This window comes from Agrobacterium pusense (genome assembly GCF_900102105.1).
GTDB lineage: Bacteria > Pseudomonadota > Alphaproteobacteria > Rhizobiales > Rhizobiaceae > Agrobacterium > Agrobacterium pusense.
Genome location: NZ_FNBB01000012.1, coordinates 54,576 through 71,664 on the forward strand (window position 1 = coordinate 54,576; position 17,089 = coordinate 71,664).

15 protein-coding genes are annotated in these 17,089 nt (G+C 61.0%); 3 read left to right on the forward strand and 12 right to left on the reverse strand.

The features are described 5' to 3' along the window. Window positions 1–173 precede the first annotated feature (173 nt). Entirely contained in the window at window positions 174–1,286 is a 1,113-nt protein-coding gene (locus BLU28_RS21605) for a CobW family GTP-binding protein (RefSeq protein WP_077986925.1), read from the reverse strand. Window positions 1,287–1,399: 113 nt separating this feature from the next. Further along, window positions 1,400–2,200: a creatininase family protein gene (locus BLU28_RS21610; RefSeq protein WP_034496756.1), complete on the reverse strand. Its 801-nt coding sequence runs from the start codon at window positions 2,198–2,200 to the stop codon at window positions 1,400–1,402. A gap of 79 nt (window positions 2,201–2,279) precedes the next feature. Here BLU28_RS21610 and BLU28_RS21615 point away from each other — a divergent pair, with 79 nt between their 5' ends. The 3 genes from BLU28_RS21615 to BLU28_RS21625 all read left to right on the forward strand — a co-directional run bounded on the left by BLU28_RS21615 (window position 2,280) and on the right by BLU28_RS21625 (window position 5,248). Then, on the forward strand, window positions 2,280–2,789 hold the full coding sequence (locus BLU28_RS21615; RefSeq protein ID WP_037092284.1) for a MarR family winged helix-turn-helix transcriptional regulator: 510 nt from the start codon (window positions 2,280–2,282) through the stop codon (window positions 2,787–2,789). Window positions 2,790–2,923: 134 nt separating this feature from the next. Next, on the forward strand, window positions 2,924–3,946 hold the full coding sequence (locus BLU28_RS21620; protein ID WP_003505469.1) for a LacI family DNA-binding transcriptional regulator: 1,023 nt from the start codon (window positions 2,924–2,926) through the stop codon (window positions 3,944–3,946). A 339-nt stretch (window positions 3,947–4,285) separates the two neighbouring features. Then, on the forward strand, window positions 4,286–5,248 hold the full coding sequence (locus BLU28_RS21625; protein WP_077986926.1) for a 2-hydroxyacid dehydrogenase: 963 nt from the start codon (window positions 4,286–4,288) through the stop codon (window positions 5,246–5,248). 237 nt (window positions 5,249–5,485) lie between these two features. On the opposite strand, the gene BLU28_RS21630 is transcribed toward BLU28_RS21625, so the two are convergent. The 10 genes from BLU28_RS21630 to BLU28_RS21675 form a co-directional block, all read right to left on the reverse strand. Then, the gene (locus tag BLU28_RS21630) at window positions 5,486–6,613 is read right to left on the reverse strand and encodes a Gfo/Idh/MocA family protein (protein ID WP_004445160.1); all 1,128 of its coding nucleotides are present in this window, start codon (window positions 6,611–6,613) and stop codon (window positions 5,486–5,488) included. A 152-nt stretch (window positions 6,614–6,765) separates the two neighbouring features. Continuing rightward, window positions 6,766–7,578: a 5-deoxy-glucuronate isomerase gene (gene iolB, locus BLU28_RS21635; protein ID WP_004445159.1), complete on the reverse strand. Its 813-nt coding sequence runs from the start codon at window positions 7,576–7,578 to the stop codon at window positions 6,766–6,768. A 203-nt stretch (window positions 7,579–7,781) separates the two neighbouring features. Continuing rightward, window positions 7,782–8,690: a myo-inosose-2 dehydratase gene (iolE, locus tag BLU28_RS21640; RefSeq protein WP_077986927.1), complete on the reverse strand. Its 909-nt coding sequence runs from the start codon at window positions 8,688–8,690 to the stop codon at window positions 7,782–7,784. A 1-nt stretch (window position 8,691) separates the two neighbouring features. Continuing rightward, window positions 8,692–10,518, reverse strand: a complete 1,827-nt coding sequence (iolD, locus tag BLU28_RS21645; RefSeq protein ID WP_077986928.1) for a 3D-(3,5/4)-trihydroxycyclohexane-1,2-dione acylhydrolase (decyclizing) — start codon at window positions 10,516–10,518, stop codon at window positions 8,692–8,694. Beyond that, entirely contained in the window at window positions 10,515–12,431 is a 1,917-nt protein-coding gene (locus BLU28_RS21650) for a bifunctional 5-dehydro-2-deoxygluconokinase/5-dehydro-2-deoxyphosphogluconate aldolase (protein WP_035207171.1), read from the reverse strand. The genes iolD and BLU28_RS21650 overlap by 4 nt, the downstream gene beginning before the upstream one ends. A gap of 204 nt (window positions 12,432–12,635) precedes the next feature. Beyond that, window positions 12,636–13,451 carry a MurR/RpiR family transcriptional regulator gene (locus BLU28_RS21655; protein ID WP_004445154.1) on the reverse strand — a complete coding sequence of 272 codons (816 nt, stop codon included), beginning with the start codon at window positions 13,449–13,451 and terminating at the stop codon, window positions 12,636–12,638. Window positions 13,452–13,723: 272 nt separating this feature from the next. Beyond that, entirely contained in the window at window positions 13,724–14,440 is a 717-nt protein-coding gene (locus tag BLU28_RS21660; RefSeq protein ID WP_004445152.1) for an ABC transporter ATP-binding protein, read from the reverse strand. Further along, a complete protein-coding gene (locus BLU28_RS21665; protein WP_004445150.1) occupies window positions 14,421–15,185 on the reverse strand; it encodes an ABC transporter ATP-binding protein in 765 nt (254 codons plus the stop codon). The genes BLU28_RS21660 and BLU28_RS21665 overlap by 20 nt, the downstream gene beginning before the upstream one ends. Continuing rightward, window positions 15,182–16,189, reverse strand: a complete 1,008-nt coding sequence (locus BLU28_RS21670) for a branched-chain amino acid ABC transporter permease (protein ID WP_077986929.1) — start codon at window positions 16,187–16,189, stop codon at window positions 15,182–15,184. Before BLU28_RS21670 ends, BLU28_RS21665 begins: the two co-directional genes overlap by 4 nt. 1 nt (window position 16,190) lies before the next feature. Next, on the reverse strand, window positions 16,191–17,054 hold the full coding sequence (locus BLU28_RS21675; RefSeq protein WP_077986930.1) for a branched-chain amino acid ABC transporter permease: 864 nt from the start codon (window positions 17,052–17,054) through the stop codon (window positions 16,191–16,193). Between the last annotated feature and the right edge of the window lie 35 nt (window positions 17,055–17,089).

Here is a 17,089-nt window from a genome sequence, read left to right on the forward strand (position 1 = left end):
TTGCCGGTCTCCCCCCTTGAGGGGGAGATGTCCGGCAGGACAGAGGGGGGTGAGCCGAGAGCACCGGAGCGTCAATGATTTCAACTGCCGTGTACGGTGTCGAAGAACGCGCGTCGGCGGATGACGAACGTAGCCGTACCCCGGCTCAGGACCGGGGTAGCGGAAGGATAAGATCAAGCCGTGGCGAGGCAGGCGTTAAAACTCTTTTCCAGCTTCTCGCGGTCCAGCTCGCGGCCGATGAAGACGAGGCGGCTTTCGCGTCTTTCATCTTCCTTCCACGGACGCTGGTGATCGCCCTCGATGATCATGTGCACGCCCTGCACCACGTAACGCTCGGCATCGCCCTTGAAGGCGATGATACCCTTGAGGCGCAGAATGTTCGGGCCGTCGGTCTGGGTGACCTTCTGGATCCACGGGAAGAACCGTTCGGGGTTCATCTCGCCGCCGCGCAGCGAAACTGACTGGACCGTCACGTCATGGATCGGCGAGACCGCGCCATGGTGGTGATGATCGTGGCCATGGTCATGATCGTGGTGATGATGCCCGTGGTCATGGTCATGATGATGATGGTCGTGATCGTGATGATGATGATCGCAATCAGGGCCGCAGACGTGGTCGTCATGGCCGTGCTCTAGGAAATGCGGGTCGTTTTCCAGCGCGCGTTCCAGATTGAAGGCGCCCTGATCGAGAACCCGGGCGAGATCGACGCCGGAACGGGTGGTCTTGTAGATGCGGGCGGAAGGATTAATGGCGCGCACGATATCCTCGATGCGGGCAACTTCCTCCGGCGAAACGAGATCGGTCTTGTTGACGACAACGACATCGGCAAAGGCGATCTGGTCTTCGGCCTCGCGGCTGTCCTTCAGGCGTAGCGGCAGGTGCTTGGCGTCAACGAGGGCGACGACCGCATCAAGCTCGGTCTTGGCGCGCACGTCGTCATCCATGAAGAAAGTCTGCGCGACGGGCACCGGATCGGCGAGGCCCGTCGTCTCGACGATGATACCGTCGAAGCGGCCGGGGCGGCGCATCAGACCTTCCACGACGCGGATCAGGTCGCCGCGCACCGTGCAGCACACGCAGCCATTGTTCATTTCGTAGATTTCCTCGTCGGATTCGACGATCAGATCGTTGTCGATGCCAATCTCGCCGAATTCATTGACGATGACAGCGTATTTCTTGCCGTGGTTCTCGGAGAGAATGCGGTTGAGAAGCGTCGTCTTGCCGGCGCCGAGATAACCCGTCAGGACGGTGACTGGAATGGGCTTGGCTGTTGCTGTTTCGGTCATGGAAAACCCCGCGTGGAGAGAGGCCCGATGGCCTCAGGAAGATGTGTCGTCGTCCATATAGGCGCGACGCTCCGGCAGTTCAAAGAGATTTTGGCCGAATCCGGCCATCTCACTCAAATTTTGTTATGAAATAACGTTATGTCAAAAGCGTGGATATCTTCAAGCAGTTCGACAAGGCCGTTGACGGCGTGGGAAATCAGCCTTTCGCCCTTTTCCGCTGTCGCGGCGGCGGCGTTTCCGGCAACGCCATCAGGGTTGAGGTCGCTCATCAGCCAGCCGAATGCGTGCGGACCATAGGCGCGCAGGTGTTTGAAGCGGCTGGCGAAATCGCTCTGGCGGGAGGGGAAATTCGCGGCCTTTTCCATTGCCACGCATTCGGGGTGAAGTGCGAGCATGACCGATGTCTCGATATCGCCGCCGTGAATATCGACCGCCTTGTCCTCCGGCTTCACGATATCGGCCGGCACGCCAAAACGGGTCCAGCTTGTGGCGACCGCCAGCATGCCGAAACGGGCGCGGGCCTCGGTGGCGACGATGGTCATCAGCGGTGAATTGCCGCCATGGGCGTTCAGCATCACGAATTTGCGCACACCTCTTTTATGTTCCAACTCGGCGATGCCGAGCCAGCGCTCGATGGCCTCATCGTATCGCAGCGTCTTCGTGCCCGGCACATTCATGTGTTCGATGGAATATCCGACCGGCTCCGCTGGCAGGAAGGAGACGGGCAGATGACCGGGCAAGGCGGCGGCAAGGCGGGCGACGATGCCTTCGGCAATCAGCGTATCGGTCTCGAAGGGCAGGTGGGGGCCATGCTGTTCATGCGCGCCGAGCGGCAGCACGGAAATTGCGCCTGTTGCGTGAAGATGAGGGTCTGTTACGTTTTCGTCGTGATAATGCGTGTATGAGTTTGGCATCTGGCAGTCCGCGCGAGCATTCGGTAAGGATTTCCAGCAACATATATCGGTTCCGCCACAGGGTAAAAGGCACTCGCGTATGAGCAAGGACAAATCCGGGAACAAGGACAAAAGCGCCAAGAAGGATAAGGGCGGCAAGAAGGTCAAGGACGCCAAAAAGAGGGATGAAAACTTCAACCCGGAGGAGTTGGCGCAATCGATAACCCAGGCCGCCCGCTCCATGCGTACCGCGCTCAGCCACAGCCTCGCCGAAAGCGGGCTTTATGCCGGACAGGACGGCGTCATCCTGGCGCTGGCGCAGGAAGGCAGCCTGACGCCGGGGCAAATCGCGCAGAAGCTGGGTGTCAAGGCGCCGACCATGACGCGCACCATTGGCCGCATGGAAGCCCAGGGTTTCGTGGAACGCAGCGGTGACGACGGGGACGGTCGTGTGACGCTGGTGAAGCTGACCGAAGCGGGCCTGAAAAGCGTCGAGCACATCAACGTTTCCATCGCCAATTGTGGCGCGAGAGCTATCGAAGGCCTTTCGGCCAAGGATATTCGCAACATTGTTAAACTCTTGAAAGCCATAGACGCCAATCTTCAATAATTTTTGCTGAAATTTTTAAAAGAACCATCTGTTTTGCGGTTATTCCTTAAACGGGTTGCGGATTTTGTTTAAATTGTTTAATTGCGATTTAAACGGAGCCATCCGTCACTGACACGCGTTTGGGGAGGAATGCCGTGGCCCAAAAGGTCAAACTGTCTACCATCGCCGAAAGTCTCGGCCTTTCAACCGCCACCATTTCCCTTGCATTGCGCGACAGTCCGCTGGTTGCCGCCGACACGCGGGACAAGATCAAGGAACAGGCGCGGGCGCTGGGCTACATCTACAACCGCCGCGCCGCCAGCCTGCGCACCTCGCGCTCCGGCATTGTTGGTGTCGTGTTCCATGACGTGATGAACCCCTTCTATGGCGAAATCCTGAAAGCCATTGAAAGCGAGCTGGACCGCAGCCGCCAGACCTTCATCCTGTCCAACCATTATGATTCGGTTGAAAAGCAGCGCACCTTCATCGAGACGCTGCTGCAACTCGGCTCCGACGGCATCATCATGTCGCCGGCCATCGGCACGCCGATCGAGGACATGACGCTCGCCGAAGAAAACGGCATGCCTGCCATTCTGGTGGCCCGTTCGATGGATGGAGTTGATATGCCGACCTATCGCGGCGACGACAGCTACGGCATTTCGCTCGCCACCAACCATCTGATCAGCCTCGGCCACCGCACCATCGCCATGGTTGGCGGCACGGACCAGACTTCCACGGGCCGTGACCGTTACCAGGGTTACGTCAATGCGCTGCGCAAGGCCGGCATCGAGGTTGATCCGAACCTGCGCATTCCCGGCCCGCGCTCCAAGCAGGGTGGTTTCGAGGCGGCGGTGCATTTCCTGTCGCTGCCGCAGAAGCCGACCGCCGCCGTGTGCTGGAACGATCTCGTCGCCATCGGCCTCATGAACGGTATTTCCCGCGCCGGTCTGGTGCCGGGTGTCGATATCTCGGTAACGGGCTACGACGACCTGGAGGAAGCGGCCATCGCCACCCCGGCGCTGACCACCGTTTCCAACGGCCAGGCCGAGGTCGGGCGCCTGGCGGCCCGCGCACTGCTGGACAGGCTGGCGGGCAGCCATGAACCTGACGGCATTCACCTCATCAAGCCGGAAATGCGTATCCGGCAATCGACCGGGCCGGTGCGGCCGCGGGTGTGAGGCTTCAGACGATGGGAAATGGTGCGCGTTCTGTGCATTGCAGCTTTCCGTCATTCCGGCCTTGAGCCGGAATCCAGCCACCGCATGTCTACGCGGTGAAAAGCCTCTCTCAGCCCAAGGACTTGGGCTGGCTGGATGCCGGATCAAGTCCGGCATGACGGTGAGGGGCGCTTAAAAAAATCGGCATGAAACTTCCGTCTGCCCCCATAGCATCCCCTTATTGCCCTTTTCACGGCCGTCTTTGTTTGAAAAGATCGCCGCCCAGAGGAGCAGGATGGCGGGTAGTTTGCCCGCAACCCTCTCCGGCTATTGGAATGTTATCAGGAGGAATATCCGCTTATGTCTGACAAAAAGGCCGTCGTTCTCGTTCCCGGCAAGATCAATCCGCGCGTTCTCGAACGCCTCGAAGGCAAGGTCGAGATTGTCACGGCACCCGCCGGCGCAGAGCCGGTTCTGCCTGACGGCGCGGCGGAGCGCATAAATGCCATTGCCGTTTCCGGCGCCGTCAACGCCAGATGGATCGACGCGCTGCCGAAGCTCGAGATCATCGCCAATTTCGGCGTGGGTTACGATGGCGTTGATGCCAAACACGCCGCCACGCGTGGCATCGTGGTGACGAACACGCCTGATGTGCTGAATGACGAAGTGGCCGATACGACGATTGCTCTGTTGATCAATACCGTGCGACGTCTCTATCAGGCCGAAACCTGGCTACGGGCTGGCAAGTGGGTCGGCGAAGGCCCGTTCGCGCTGTCGCCGTTTTCGCTGCGCGGCCGCAAGGTTGGCCTGTTCGGCATGGGCCGCATCGGCCAGGAAATCGCCAAGCGGCTGGAGCCTTTCAAGGTGGAGATCGGCTATCACACCCGCAGCAAGCGCGACGAACTCTCCTACACCTATTACGCTTCGCTGAAGGAGATGGCTGAGGCCGTCGATACGCTGATCTCCATCGTGCCGGGCACGCCGGAGACGCACAAGGCGATCAATGCCGACATCCTGACCGCGCTCGGGCCTGAGGGCGTTTTCATCAATGTCGGTCGTGGCTCCAGCGTCGATGAGGACGCGCTTCTTGAGGCGCTCAAAAGCGGTGCGCTGGGTGCTGCCGGTCTCGACGTGTTTTATGCCGAACCGAAAGTGCCGGAGGCCTTCCTGTCGCTGCCGAATGTTTCCCTGTTGCCGCATGTCGCTTCTGCGTCCATCCCAACGCGCAATGTGATGGCCGATCTGGTGGCCGACAATATTCTCGGCTGGTTCCGGGATGGCAAGGTGCTGACGCCGGTGCCGGAGACGCCGGTCAAGGGTTGAGGCCTGTTGGCAAGCCTTGAACAATATCCTCTGTTGAGGTGAATGGCTTTGCCCCCTCGCAAATCCCGCGCACCGTCACCCCAGACTTGATCCGGGGTCCAGCGCGATAAACTCTTTGATCGCAAAAGACTTGTTTCTCACGGCGCAGACGCGCCGTGGCTGGATGCCGGATCTAGTCCGGCATGACGGAAGAGAAGTTTGTGACGACGGCGGTCGGCCTCGTGCGTGCACGCCGTCCTACTCCGCAATCTCCTCCGCCGTCACCCAGCGCCCTTCGGCAAAAGACCGTGCCATGGCGTGAATGCTGCGCTCGATCTTCAGCCCCTCCTCGAAGTCGATGATATGCGCCTTTTTCCCTTCGATCGCCGCGATCAGCTCCCGGCATTCGATGACCTTCAGGTCATTGAAGCCGAGACCGTGGCCGGGGGCGGGGATGAAGCGGTCGTAGGGCTTGTGGTGGGGGGCGGTGAGGATGGTTCGGAACCCCTGTTCTTCCGGGCGTCCATCCGTGGTGTAAAGCTGGAACTCGTTCATCCGTTCCTGATCGAACAGGATCGAGCCGGTAGAGCCATAAATCTGGATGGCGATGCGCCCCTTGCGGCCCCAGGCGGAACGGTTGGCGATGAGCACGGCGGAAATGCCGCCTTCAAGTTTCAGGAGAACGCTCGCGAGATCATGAGTCTCAACCGCGCGTTCGCCGCCGCCGGCAAGCGGACGGGTCTCGTACGGTTTGACCATGTCGGTAATGGCGCTTTGTGCGTGGCCGAACAGGGCGTAAAGCAGCGATAGCGGGTGCACGGCGAAATCGTCCAGCGCGCCGTAACCGGAGGACGCCTCGCTCTTCCAGTAGAAGGGCTGGGTGGCATCGGCCATGAAGTCCTCGTCCATTTCGGCACGTACATGATAGACCCTGCCGATCGCACCTTCGTCGATCAGGCGGCGGATGTGGCGGATGACGGGGTTCTGGATGTAGTTGTAACCCATCGCCGCCGCCTTGCCGGACCGGCGGGCGGCATCACGCATCTTCACCGCGTCAGCAAAGGCGGGCGCCATCGGCTTTTCACACCAGACATGCTTGCCCGCCTCAAGCGCGGCAATCGCCATTTCCGGGTGGAAGGCGTTAGGCGTGGTGACGGAGATCACGTCGATCTCGGGATCGGAAAGCAAGTCGCGCCAGTTGCCTGTCGAGCGGGCAAAACCGAACTCTGCGGCTTTCTTCGCGGCAAGCTCAGGGTTGACTTCCGCCAGCGTCACGAGGCGAGGGCGTTCCACATCGCCGAAGACGCTCGTGACGTTGTTCCACGCCAGCGCGTGGCATTTGCCCATGTAACCGGTGCCGATAAGGCCCACGCCAAGAGCGGTCATGGTGTTCTCCTCCCGAAATTATTTGAATTAATACAATTCGTTAATTGCGTTTGTTGTGTGCCAAGACAGTCTCAAGACGTGTCTTCGCGCACTCCCTCATCCCTGTGACAGGCACAGGGATGAGGGAGGCGGCGATGTTTGCCCTAAATGCCTTACGGATTATCGCGCTTGAAAATCCAGTCATGATCCGGGTGGTTCTTGAAGCGCCATTTGCGCATCGGCCCCGCCATCACGTTCAGATAATACATCTCGTAACCATAGGGCGCGCCGCAGGGGTGGTGGCCCTTTGGCACCAGCACGACATCCCCATCGGATACCGCCATGGTCTCATCAAGCGAACCGTCTTCGGTGAAGACGCGCTGGAAACCGAAACCCTGCGCCGGGTTGAGGCGATGATAATACGTCTCTTCGAGATAGGTCATGTCGGGGTAGTTATCCTCGTCATGCCGGTGCGGCGGATAGGAAGACCAGTTGCCCGAGGGTGTGAAGACTTCCGTTACCAGCAGGCTGTCGGCGACGTCGCGTTCTTCCATGGCGATGGGGAAGATGTATCGCGTATTGGCGCCCTTGCCGCGTTCCGTCAGCTGCACGCCGTCAGGTCCGATCTGCTGCGCCTCGCGGCTGCCTTTTTCGCCGGGAGCAGTGCAGACGCCGACGGTGCAATCCGTTGTGGCCGTCAGCGACCATTCGGAACCGGCCGGAACATAAACGCAATGCGGGGGCTTGCGCTCGAACACATTCATGCGGTCACCGAGTTCACCGAAATCCTTGCCGCCAGCGGAAATCGTTGCCTTGCCTTCGACAAGGACGAGGATGACTTCCGTGTCGCCGGTGCTTTCGGCTGCCGTCTCGCCCGGCTTCAGTCGGTAAAGGCCGAAACCGACATAACCCCAATCCGCGCTTTGGGGCGTGATATCGTGCACCTTGCCGCTTGTCGCGACCGGCTTGCGCAGAAGTGAGGTCATGGTGTCGTTCCTTTTTCGTGTGTAGCACAAACATGTCGTTCGGTAGTTTCGCGCCCTACCCATTCCGGCCTTGAGCCGGAATCCAGCTGACGCGCGTCTGCGCGGCGTGAAGACTTTTTCAGCCCAAGGACTTGGGCTGGCTGGATACCGGCTCAAGGCCGGTATGACGGGTGGGATAGGTCACCCGCCTTCCTTGGCTCAGCTCAAGCAGCCTCAGCCTTATCCAGCCCCACTTCCCGCGCAAACGCCTTCAGCGATTTCAGCCCAAGGCTCTGATATTCGAACGGGTTGCGCACGTCAGGATCCTGCTCGGCCTCGATCACCAGCCAGCCGCTATAGCCATGCTCGGCCGCCACTTTCAGCACGGGCGGGAAGTTTACACCGCCTTCGCTATCGCCCGGCACGGTGAAGACACCGCGGCGAACGCCTTCGAGGAAGGAAAGCCGTTCATTGCGGACCTGATCGGCAATGACCGGGCGCACGTTCTTGGCATGGATATGGCCAACGCGGCCCATGTATTTCTGCGCAACGCGAACAGGGTCGCCGCCGCCGAACAAGCAATGGCCGGTATCGAGCAGCAGATGCGTCTTCGGGCCGGTGTGCTTCATCAACAGGTCGATCTCGTCTTCGCTCTCGACCACCGTGCCCATGTGGTGGTGATAAACGAGGGTGACGCCCTGTTCTGCGGCAAAGGCGGCCAGCGCTTCCACGCCTGCGCCGAATTTCGCCCAGTCATCGGCCGCAAGGCGCGGACGGTCGACCAGCGCCGTGTTGTCCGCGCCGTGGATGGCGTTGGAGGTCTCGCAGACGATGATGACCTTCGAGCCCATGGCCTTCAGGAGGTCAAGCGCCGGCTGCATCGCCTTCTTTTCGGATTCGATATCGTCGGTCAGAAGGTTCAGCGAATGCCAGCCCGAGACGAAGGAGAGGCCGCGTGGCGAAAGCACGCCCTTCAGGCCTTCCGGGTCGGTCGGGAATTTGTGACCCTTTTCGATGCCGTCGAAGCCGATCTTGGCGGTTTCATCAAGGCATTGTTCAAGGCTGATATGGGCGCCCAGCGTGCGGTCGTCGTCATTGGACCAGGCGATGGGGTTGGTGCCGTAACGGATCATCTTACTGTCTTTCCTTGACATGGTTTTCATAACGGGCGCGCGCCGGGCCGATTTCGGCGCGGTCTGAGACTTCAGGCACCGCGACATCCCACCAGTGGCCACCGGCTCTCGGGGTCGGATAGGGGTCGGTATCGATGACGATGACGGTCGTGCGGGTGGAGGCGCGGGCGGCGGCGAGGGCCTCTTCCAGTTCGGTTATGGTCGAAACCTTGCGTGCATCCGCGCCCATCGAGCCGGCATGGGCGACGAAGTCGATGGCGATGGGATTGACGTTGGTATGGGCGTAGAGGTTGTTGAACTCCGCGCCGCCGGTTTCCATCTGCAGACGGTTGATGCAGCCGTAACCCCTGTTGTCGGTAATGACGAGCGTGATCTTCACGCCCATGGCGACCGATGTGGCAAGCTCGGAATTCATCATCATGTAAGAGCCATCGCCGACCATGACGATCACGTCCCGGTCCGGTTCCGCCATCTTGATGCCGAGACCGCCGGCGACCTCGTAACCCATGCAGGAGAAGCCGTATTCCATGTGATAGGAAAGCGGCAGCTTGGATTTCCAGAGCTGGTGCAACTCGCCCGGCATGGTGCCGGCCGCGCACATGACGACGGTATTGTCGCGCGACTGGCGCTGGACAGCACCGATGACCTGCATGTCGGTCGGCAGGCTGTTTGCGTGCTCTTCGCCCGGCGCCGCCGTATCGGCATCGGCCTTTTCGAACCATGCTGCCTTGAGGCCCGCATCCGGCGCTGCAAAACGGTGAGCGCCGAGGGCTGCGGAGAGTTTTTCAAGCCCGATTTTGGCATCCGCCGTCAGGCTGATCGCATCATGCTTGGCGCTGTCATAGGGCTGGACGTTGAGCGCCAGGATCTTGCGGTTCGGGTTCTTGAACAGCGCCCAGGAGCCGGTGGTGAAGTCCTGAAAACGGGTGCCGACACCAAAGACCAGATCGGCCTTTTCGCTGATGATGTTGGCGCTTTCGGCACCGGTAACGCCAACGGGGCCGAAATTGAGATCGTGATCCCAAGCCAATGCTGATTTACCGGCCTGCGTTTCGACGACGGGGATGGAGTGGGTTTCGGCAAAGCGCTTCAGCGTCTCCGTTGCGCCGGCGAAATGAACGCCGCCGCCAGCAACGATGATGGGGTTCTTCGCGGCCTTCAGCGCCGCGACGGCCTCTTCGAATTCCACCACGTCGGGCTCGGGGCGGCGCTGGCGCCAGACCCGCTTTTCGAAGAAGCTTTCGGGATAATCATAGGCTTCCGCCTGTACATCCTGGCAGAAGGCGAGCGTGACGGGGCCGCAATCGGCAGGGTCCGTCATGGTGCGCATGGCGCGGGGGAGGGCGGTGAGCAACTGTTCCGGGCGCATGATGCGGTCGAAATAGCGGCTGACAGGACGGAAGCAGTCATTCACCGTCATGGTGCCATCGCCGAAATCTTCGAGCTGTTGCAGCACTGGGTCCGGGCCACGATTGGCGAAGACATCGCCGGGGATGAGCAGGACGGGCAGGCGGTTGACATGCGCCAGCGCTGCCGCCGTCACCATATTGGCGGCACCCGGGCCGATGGACGAGGTGACCGCCATGGCGCGGCGGCGGCGCAGCTGCTTGGAATAGGCGATGGCCGCGTGGGCCATGGACTGCTCGTTCTGGCCGCGATAGGTCGGCAGCTCGTCCCTGATGCCGTAAAGCGCTTCGCCGATGCCGGCGACATTGCCATGGCCGAAAATCGCCCACATGCCGGCGATATAGGTTTCGCCATGTTCATTCATCTGCGCTGCCAGGTAACGAACCATGGCCTGCGCAGCCGTCAATCTTGCTGTCTTCACGCTGCCTCTCCCTTTTTGGCGCGCGCCTCATCCCAAATACGGCACAGGCTGGTATAGCGCTGCGCCATATCCTTGACCGCTTCCTCGTCGGTCATCTTGCCCGAGAGCCAGCCGCGGGCGGCGTCGGCAAAAATCGTGCGGCCAACCGCGAAACCCTTGACCAGATCGAAACCGGCCGCAAGGCGGAAGCTTTCTTCCAGTTCGCTCTGCGGTGCGTCGAGACCGAGAACGACGATGCCCCTCACGTAAGGGTCGTTGCGGTTAACGGCGTCGCAGGCATTCTTCCATGCCGCGGTGGTTTTCATCGGCTCCAGCTTCCACCAGTCCGGGTAAACGCCGATCTCGTAAAAGCGCTCGATGATGCGGGCGGCGGTCAGATCGTCGGTCGGGCCGACCTTGGAGGGAATGATCTCCAGCAGCATTTCCAAGCGGTTGCGCCGTGCGGCTTCAAACAGCCGTATCACGGTCTCTTCCTGCGCAGCGCGCATCTCATCCGTGTCATCGGGGTGATAGAAACAAAGTACCTTGACGACATTTTCGAGCGGCCATTCGGCGAGCCCGCCAAAGTCCTTGCCGAGATCGGGTTCCAGTGTCAGCGGACGGGAACCCGGCCATTCCACCGGACGGCCGATCCAGAGGCCGGAGCCGCTGGCGGCAAACAGCGCGTCACGTCCAAGGCGTCCGTCGCAGAGAATGCCATAGCCCGGCTCACCACCGGAAACTTTTTGCGCGGCCTGGAGGCAAAGCTTCTTGAAGGCGCCGATCTGCTCATGCTTGACGCCAAGCTCGTCGGCGATCGCTTCCAGCTGCATGCGATGGTCGAAAGCGAAGACGCGCATGGTCTCCCAATCGCCCTTGCGGTTGGTGGACCAGTGCACCTGCTCCAGCGCCTCGTCCTTGCGCAGCGCCTTGTTGCGAATGCCGGCCTTGAAGAAATATTGCAGCTCTTCCCAGCTTGGATAGGCAGGCGTGCAGCCATGGCGGGAGACCGCGAAGGCGCCGCAGGCATTGGCGTATTTCAGCGTCGTCGGCCAGTCTTCGCCGCGCAGCCAGCCGCGGAACAGTCCGGCCATGAAGCCGTCACCAGCGCCCAGAACATTGAAGACCTCGATCGGGAAACCTTCGCCCGTCTGCCCGTCATCGAGGCTTGCGGGAATATCGCCGGTGAAGACCGAAGCACCCATCGGGCCGCGCTTGCACACCAGCGTGGCATTCGAAACCTTGCGCACGGCATTCAGTGCGGCCAGCGTATCTGTCGAGCCGCCGGCAATGTGGAATTCTTCTTCCGTGCCGACGATCAGATCGAAGAGATGCAGGGTGGATTGCAGCTTGGCGGTGACCTTCTGCGATTCCACGAAACGGCTCTCGCCATCGCCATGGCCGGCCACACCCCAGAGATTGGGGCGGTAATCGATATCGAGCGCGGTTTTCGCACCATTTTCGCGGGCAAGTTTCAGGGCCTTCAGCACGGCCGCTTCCGTTCTTGGATGCGACAGATGCGTGCCGGTGGCGCAGACGCAGGCCGCCTCGGCAATGAAGGCGGGATCGATATCGTCTTCGCTCAGCGCCATGTCGGCACAGTTTTCGCGGTAGAAAATCAGCGGAAACTGGTTCTGGTCACGAATGCCGAGCAGCACCAGCGCGGTCAGGCGCTCCGGGTCGGTTTTCACGCCGCGCACGTCAACGCCTTCGCGCACCAGCTGTTCGCGGATGAAGCGGCCCATGTGCTCGTCGCCGACACGGGTGATGACGGCGCTGTTAAGGCCAAGCCGCGCAGCACCGGCTGCGATGTTCGTGGGAGAGCCGCCAATATATTTGGCAAAGGAGGCCATGTCCTCCAGACGGCCACCGACCTGCGACCCATAAAGGTCAACAGACGAGCGCCCGATCGTGATGAGATCAAGTTTTTTCAAAAGGTTCCTCCTTAGCACCGCACGCTGGCGCGGTCTGCCTCATATGTGTCGAGCGGATCAGGCAACCATGCCGCCAGCTATTGCCATCCCCGCTCCGGTGAGCCTCCTCCGCTCACATGTCCGTCACGAGAAAGACAGTCGTGGAATGTCCGTTTCATGAATTTGGATCATAAATTCTATTTTTTCCGTTTTCAATAAAAATATTCAGGCCGTCTTACGTGTTCCCACAGCCACGGCCAGCGTGATGGCGAGACAGAGCGTGGCCGAAAGGGAGCGGAAAGCGCCGAAATCGATCTCTGTAACCGTCAGCAGCGTTGCGCCGGATTTCCTTAGCGGATTGACGGCGGAATCGGACATGGCGACAACCGGAACGCCCTTGGCGCGGGCCGTTTCCGCCAGTTCCAGCGTCTCGGTAGAGTAGGGGGAAAAGGTGATTGCGATCAGCGCGTCGTCGCGGGAAATCGCACTGATATTGCCGAGCCCGCCCACGGCGCTATGCAGAACCGCCGGCACCTTCATCTTCTCGAAGGCATAGGCCAGATAGCTGGCAATGGGGAAGGACCGCCGCAGGCCGACGATATGCACGGTGCGCGCCTTGGCCAGCACGGAAACCGCCTCATCGAGCTGTCGGGTGTCGACCGATTTCAGCAGCATTTCCAGCGACGAGCGGCCGGCTTCCACGAATTCGGCAAGCAGGCCGGACGCGCTTTCATCACCCTTTTCGCGCAGATGATCGAGCCGCGTGGCATAATCCGGCCAGCCGCCGACATAGGAATCACGGAACAGACGCTGCATTTCCGAAAATCCGGAAAAACCCATGATCTGGCAGAAACGCATGAAGGCCGAGGGTTGCACGCCGGCGCCTTCAGCCATTTCGGCGACGGTGGAAACGGCGATTCGATCCTGATTGGAGGCGACATAATCGGCACATTGCCGCAATCGTTTCGGCAAACCCTCCGCCACCTGGAGCAGCCGCTCCTCAAAAGCCTTTACGGAGTCTGGCGCCTCGATTGCCGTCATTGTCGTTCCCTGGTGCAGATTGAAATCGTGTGCACTTTAACTGCAATGGAATTTTTATTCCATTGGGTTTTTCGGAGGAAGGGCAGATGAGACGGCGGGGCTTTGTGTGATCGGTCACCCTCCGTCGCTCCGGCCTCGAGCCGGAATCCAGCCGACGCGCGTCGGCGCGGCGCGAAGGGTCTCTTCACCCCAAAGACTTGGGGTGCCTGGATGCCGGCTCAAGGCCGGTATGACGGAGATTATATATGAACGCGCAATGGCGATACGTTGGCTTAGTGCAGCCCACCCACGCCTAGATGCGTATCGATAATATCCGGGTTCTCCACCAGTTCGCTCGACGGTCCGTCCCAGACGATGCGGCCGCGTTCCATGATGATGGCGTGGTCGGCGAAGTCGATGGCCATCTGGATGCGTTGTTCGACGAGAAGAATGGTCATTTCGCCGGATTGCGCGAGCTTGGAGAAGGCGGCCATCAGCTCTTCGCAGATGACGGGGGCGAGGCCTTCGAGCGGTTCATCGAGCAGCAGCACCCGCGGCTGGCCGAGAATGGTGCGGGCGGTGGACAGCATCTGCTGTTCGCCACCGGAAAGTTGCGAGCCGAGATTGCGGCGGCGCTCCTTGAGGCGCGGAAACAGCGTGTAGGCTTCCTCGATCGCCGATTTCGGTCGCCCCTTGAGGCCCACGAACAGGTTTTCCTCCACCGTCAGCGTCGGAAACACGTCACGGGTCTGTGGCACGTAACCGAGGCCGGCCTTGGCGCGCGCAGCACTTGGCAGGGTGCCAATCTCCTGCCCCCCGATGCGGATATCGCCGGAAAAACGCTTCGTCTGGCCGGCCAGCGTGGCGAAGAGGCTTGTCTTGCCGACGCCGTTGCGGCCGAGCACGGCGAAACGCGAGCCCGATGGCACGGAAAGCGACAGGCCCTCGATGACCCTTGTCGGGCCATAACCGGCCGTGAGGTTGACGATTTCAAGCGGCGCTGCGGGCATCGGCGTAACTTCCCAGATAGGCTTGGCGGACTTCCGCATTGCTGGTGACATCATCAGGCGAGCCGTCGAAAATGACGGCGCCGGCGGCCAAAACGACGACGCGCTTGGCAAAACGGAAGACCAGATCCATGTCGTGTTCGATCATCAGGATCGCGAGGTCGGATGGCAGCCGGTCAAGCGCCTGTTCGATGCGCGCGGTTTCTGTGGAAGGCACGCCGGCGGCAGGTTCGTCGAGCAAGAGGATTTTCGGGCGAAGCGCCATGGCAAGCGCGATCTCGATCAGCCGCTGCTGGCCATAAGCGATTTCGCGCACCTTTGTTTCGGCGAGGGCCGTGAGGCCAAGCGTGCCGAGAATGTCGCGGGCTTCGCCCATCACGGCAGGCATGGCACGGTAACGGCCGAAAATCCGGCCGGTCTTGCCCTCACGCTGGAGAATGGCGAGCGCCACGTGCTCCTCTGGCGTCATGTCCTGAAACAGCCTGGTAACCTGGAAGGAACGTACGAGCCCGCGTTTCACGCGCTGGCTGGCGCTGAGGCCCGTCACATCCTCGCCGGCGATGCGCACCGTACCGGCTGACGGTTTGATATTGCCGGTGACGAGATTGACAAAGGTCGTCTTGCCGGCGCCATTGGGGCCGATGAGTACCGTCCGGTCTCCCGGCGAAAGCGACAGCGAGACGTTGTTGGTGACGACGAGGCCGCCGAAATTTTTCTGCAGGCCGGAGACTTCGAAAATGGCGCTCATTTGCGACCTCCCCGGAGACGCGCGATGATTTGTTCGCCTGCGCCATAAAGGCCGCGCGGCGCGAAGAGCACGACGGCGATCAGCAGCAGGCCGACAATGGTGAGCCAGTGAAACGGGTTGGCGGCGGAAACCACGTCTTCAAACCACATGAAGGTGACGGTGCCGATCAGCGCGCCGTAAAGGGAACCCGCGCCACCGAGCACCAGCATGACCAGCCCCTCGGCCGATAGCGTGAAGCTGAGGCTGTCCAGGCCGACGACCTGCGTGGAGATGGCGTTAAGCGCACCACCAATGCCGGCGACGATGCCTGAGATAACGAACATCTTCAGGATTGTGCCATTGACGGCGCCGCCCATGGCCTGAATGCGGATGCTGTCCTGTTTGACGCCGCGGCACAACATGCCGAAGGGTGAATTGACGACCACCTTTAGGGCGAGGAAGACGACAAGCAGCAGGCAGACACCATAGATATAGGCGGTGCGGCCGAAGAGGTCGAATTCGAAGGTGCCGAACAGCGCGTCCGGCGAAACGCCGGCAAGACCGTCGCTGCCGCCGGTCCAGCCTGAAGCCTTGTTCGCCGCCTCGTGGAACAGGTGGATGACGGCGATGGATAGCACAAGCTGTGGAAGCCCGTGGGCACGCAGCAGCACCGCGCCGGAAAGCAGCCCGGCCACGCCGCCCGCTGCCGCGCCGATGACGGTCATGAGAAGCGGGTCGGTGATTTCAAAATGGGCGGCGGCGATGCCGGCGGCATAAGCGCCGGCGCCGAAGAGGGCGGCATGGCCAAGCGTGGCGACGCCGCAATAACCGGTGACGAGATCGATCGACAGCACCAGAAGCGCAATGGCTATGATGCGTGTCAGAAGCGCCAGATTATCCGGAAACAGGTAATAACCGGCAACAGCGGCGGCGATGATGAGGAGCGGCCCCGCGAGCGTGCGCAGCGGTGAGCGCGCCTTCGGAATGTCTGCCGTTTCAGTCACGTCGTTCATGAGCACCGCCATCTCATTTCGCCCTTCCAAGAAGGCCGCGCGGGAACAGCGTGATGATCACGATGACCGCCAGATAAAAGAAGAATTCGCCATATTCGGGCGCAAGATATCGCCCGGTCGTATCGATGGCGCCGAGCAGCAGACAGGCGATCAACGCGCCGGGAATGGAGCCCGCGCCACCAACGGAAACCACGACCAGAAAGGTGACCATGTAGCGCAGGGCATAATAGGGTTCCACCGGCAGCAGTTCCGCGCCGATGACGCCGCCCATGGCGGCTAGTCCGACGGCGATGGCGAAGCTGACGGCATAGATGATTTCGGTGCGCACGCCGAGGGCTGCGGCCATGGCGGCATTATCGACCGCCGCGCGCAGCTTGATGCCGAAGGCGGTCTTTTCAAAGGTGAACCACAGCGCGCCGGCCACGGCAAGACCGCAGACAATGGCGAAGATGCGGTGGGTGGCGATGGTGCGGAAGCCAAGATCGGTGGGGCCGGCCAGCTGCTGCGGCAGCGGAATGGTCTTCAGCGTCGGGCCGAAAACGAAGTTTGCGATGCCAATGATGCAGAAGGTGATGCCGATGGTCATCAGCACCTGTGTCAGTTCCGGCGCGCCATAGATGCGGCGATAAAGGAAACGTTCGAGCGGTATGGCGATGACGATGGTGCCGACGATCGCGACGAGGATCGCAGCCGCATAACCGAGACCCAGTCCGTGGGCGGCATAGGAGGCGAGATAACCGCCGATCATGGCGAAAGCGCCGTGCGCCAGATTGACCACGCGCATCAGCCCCATGGTGACCGAAAGGCCGATGGATATGATGAACAGGACCATGCCATAGGCAAGCGCATCGATGAGGATGCTGAAGACCGTCTGCATGATGAAGAAACTCCTCCCGGTGCTGCAATGCCCGT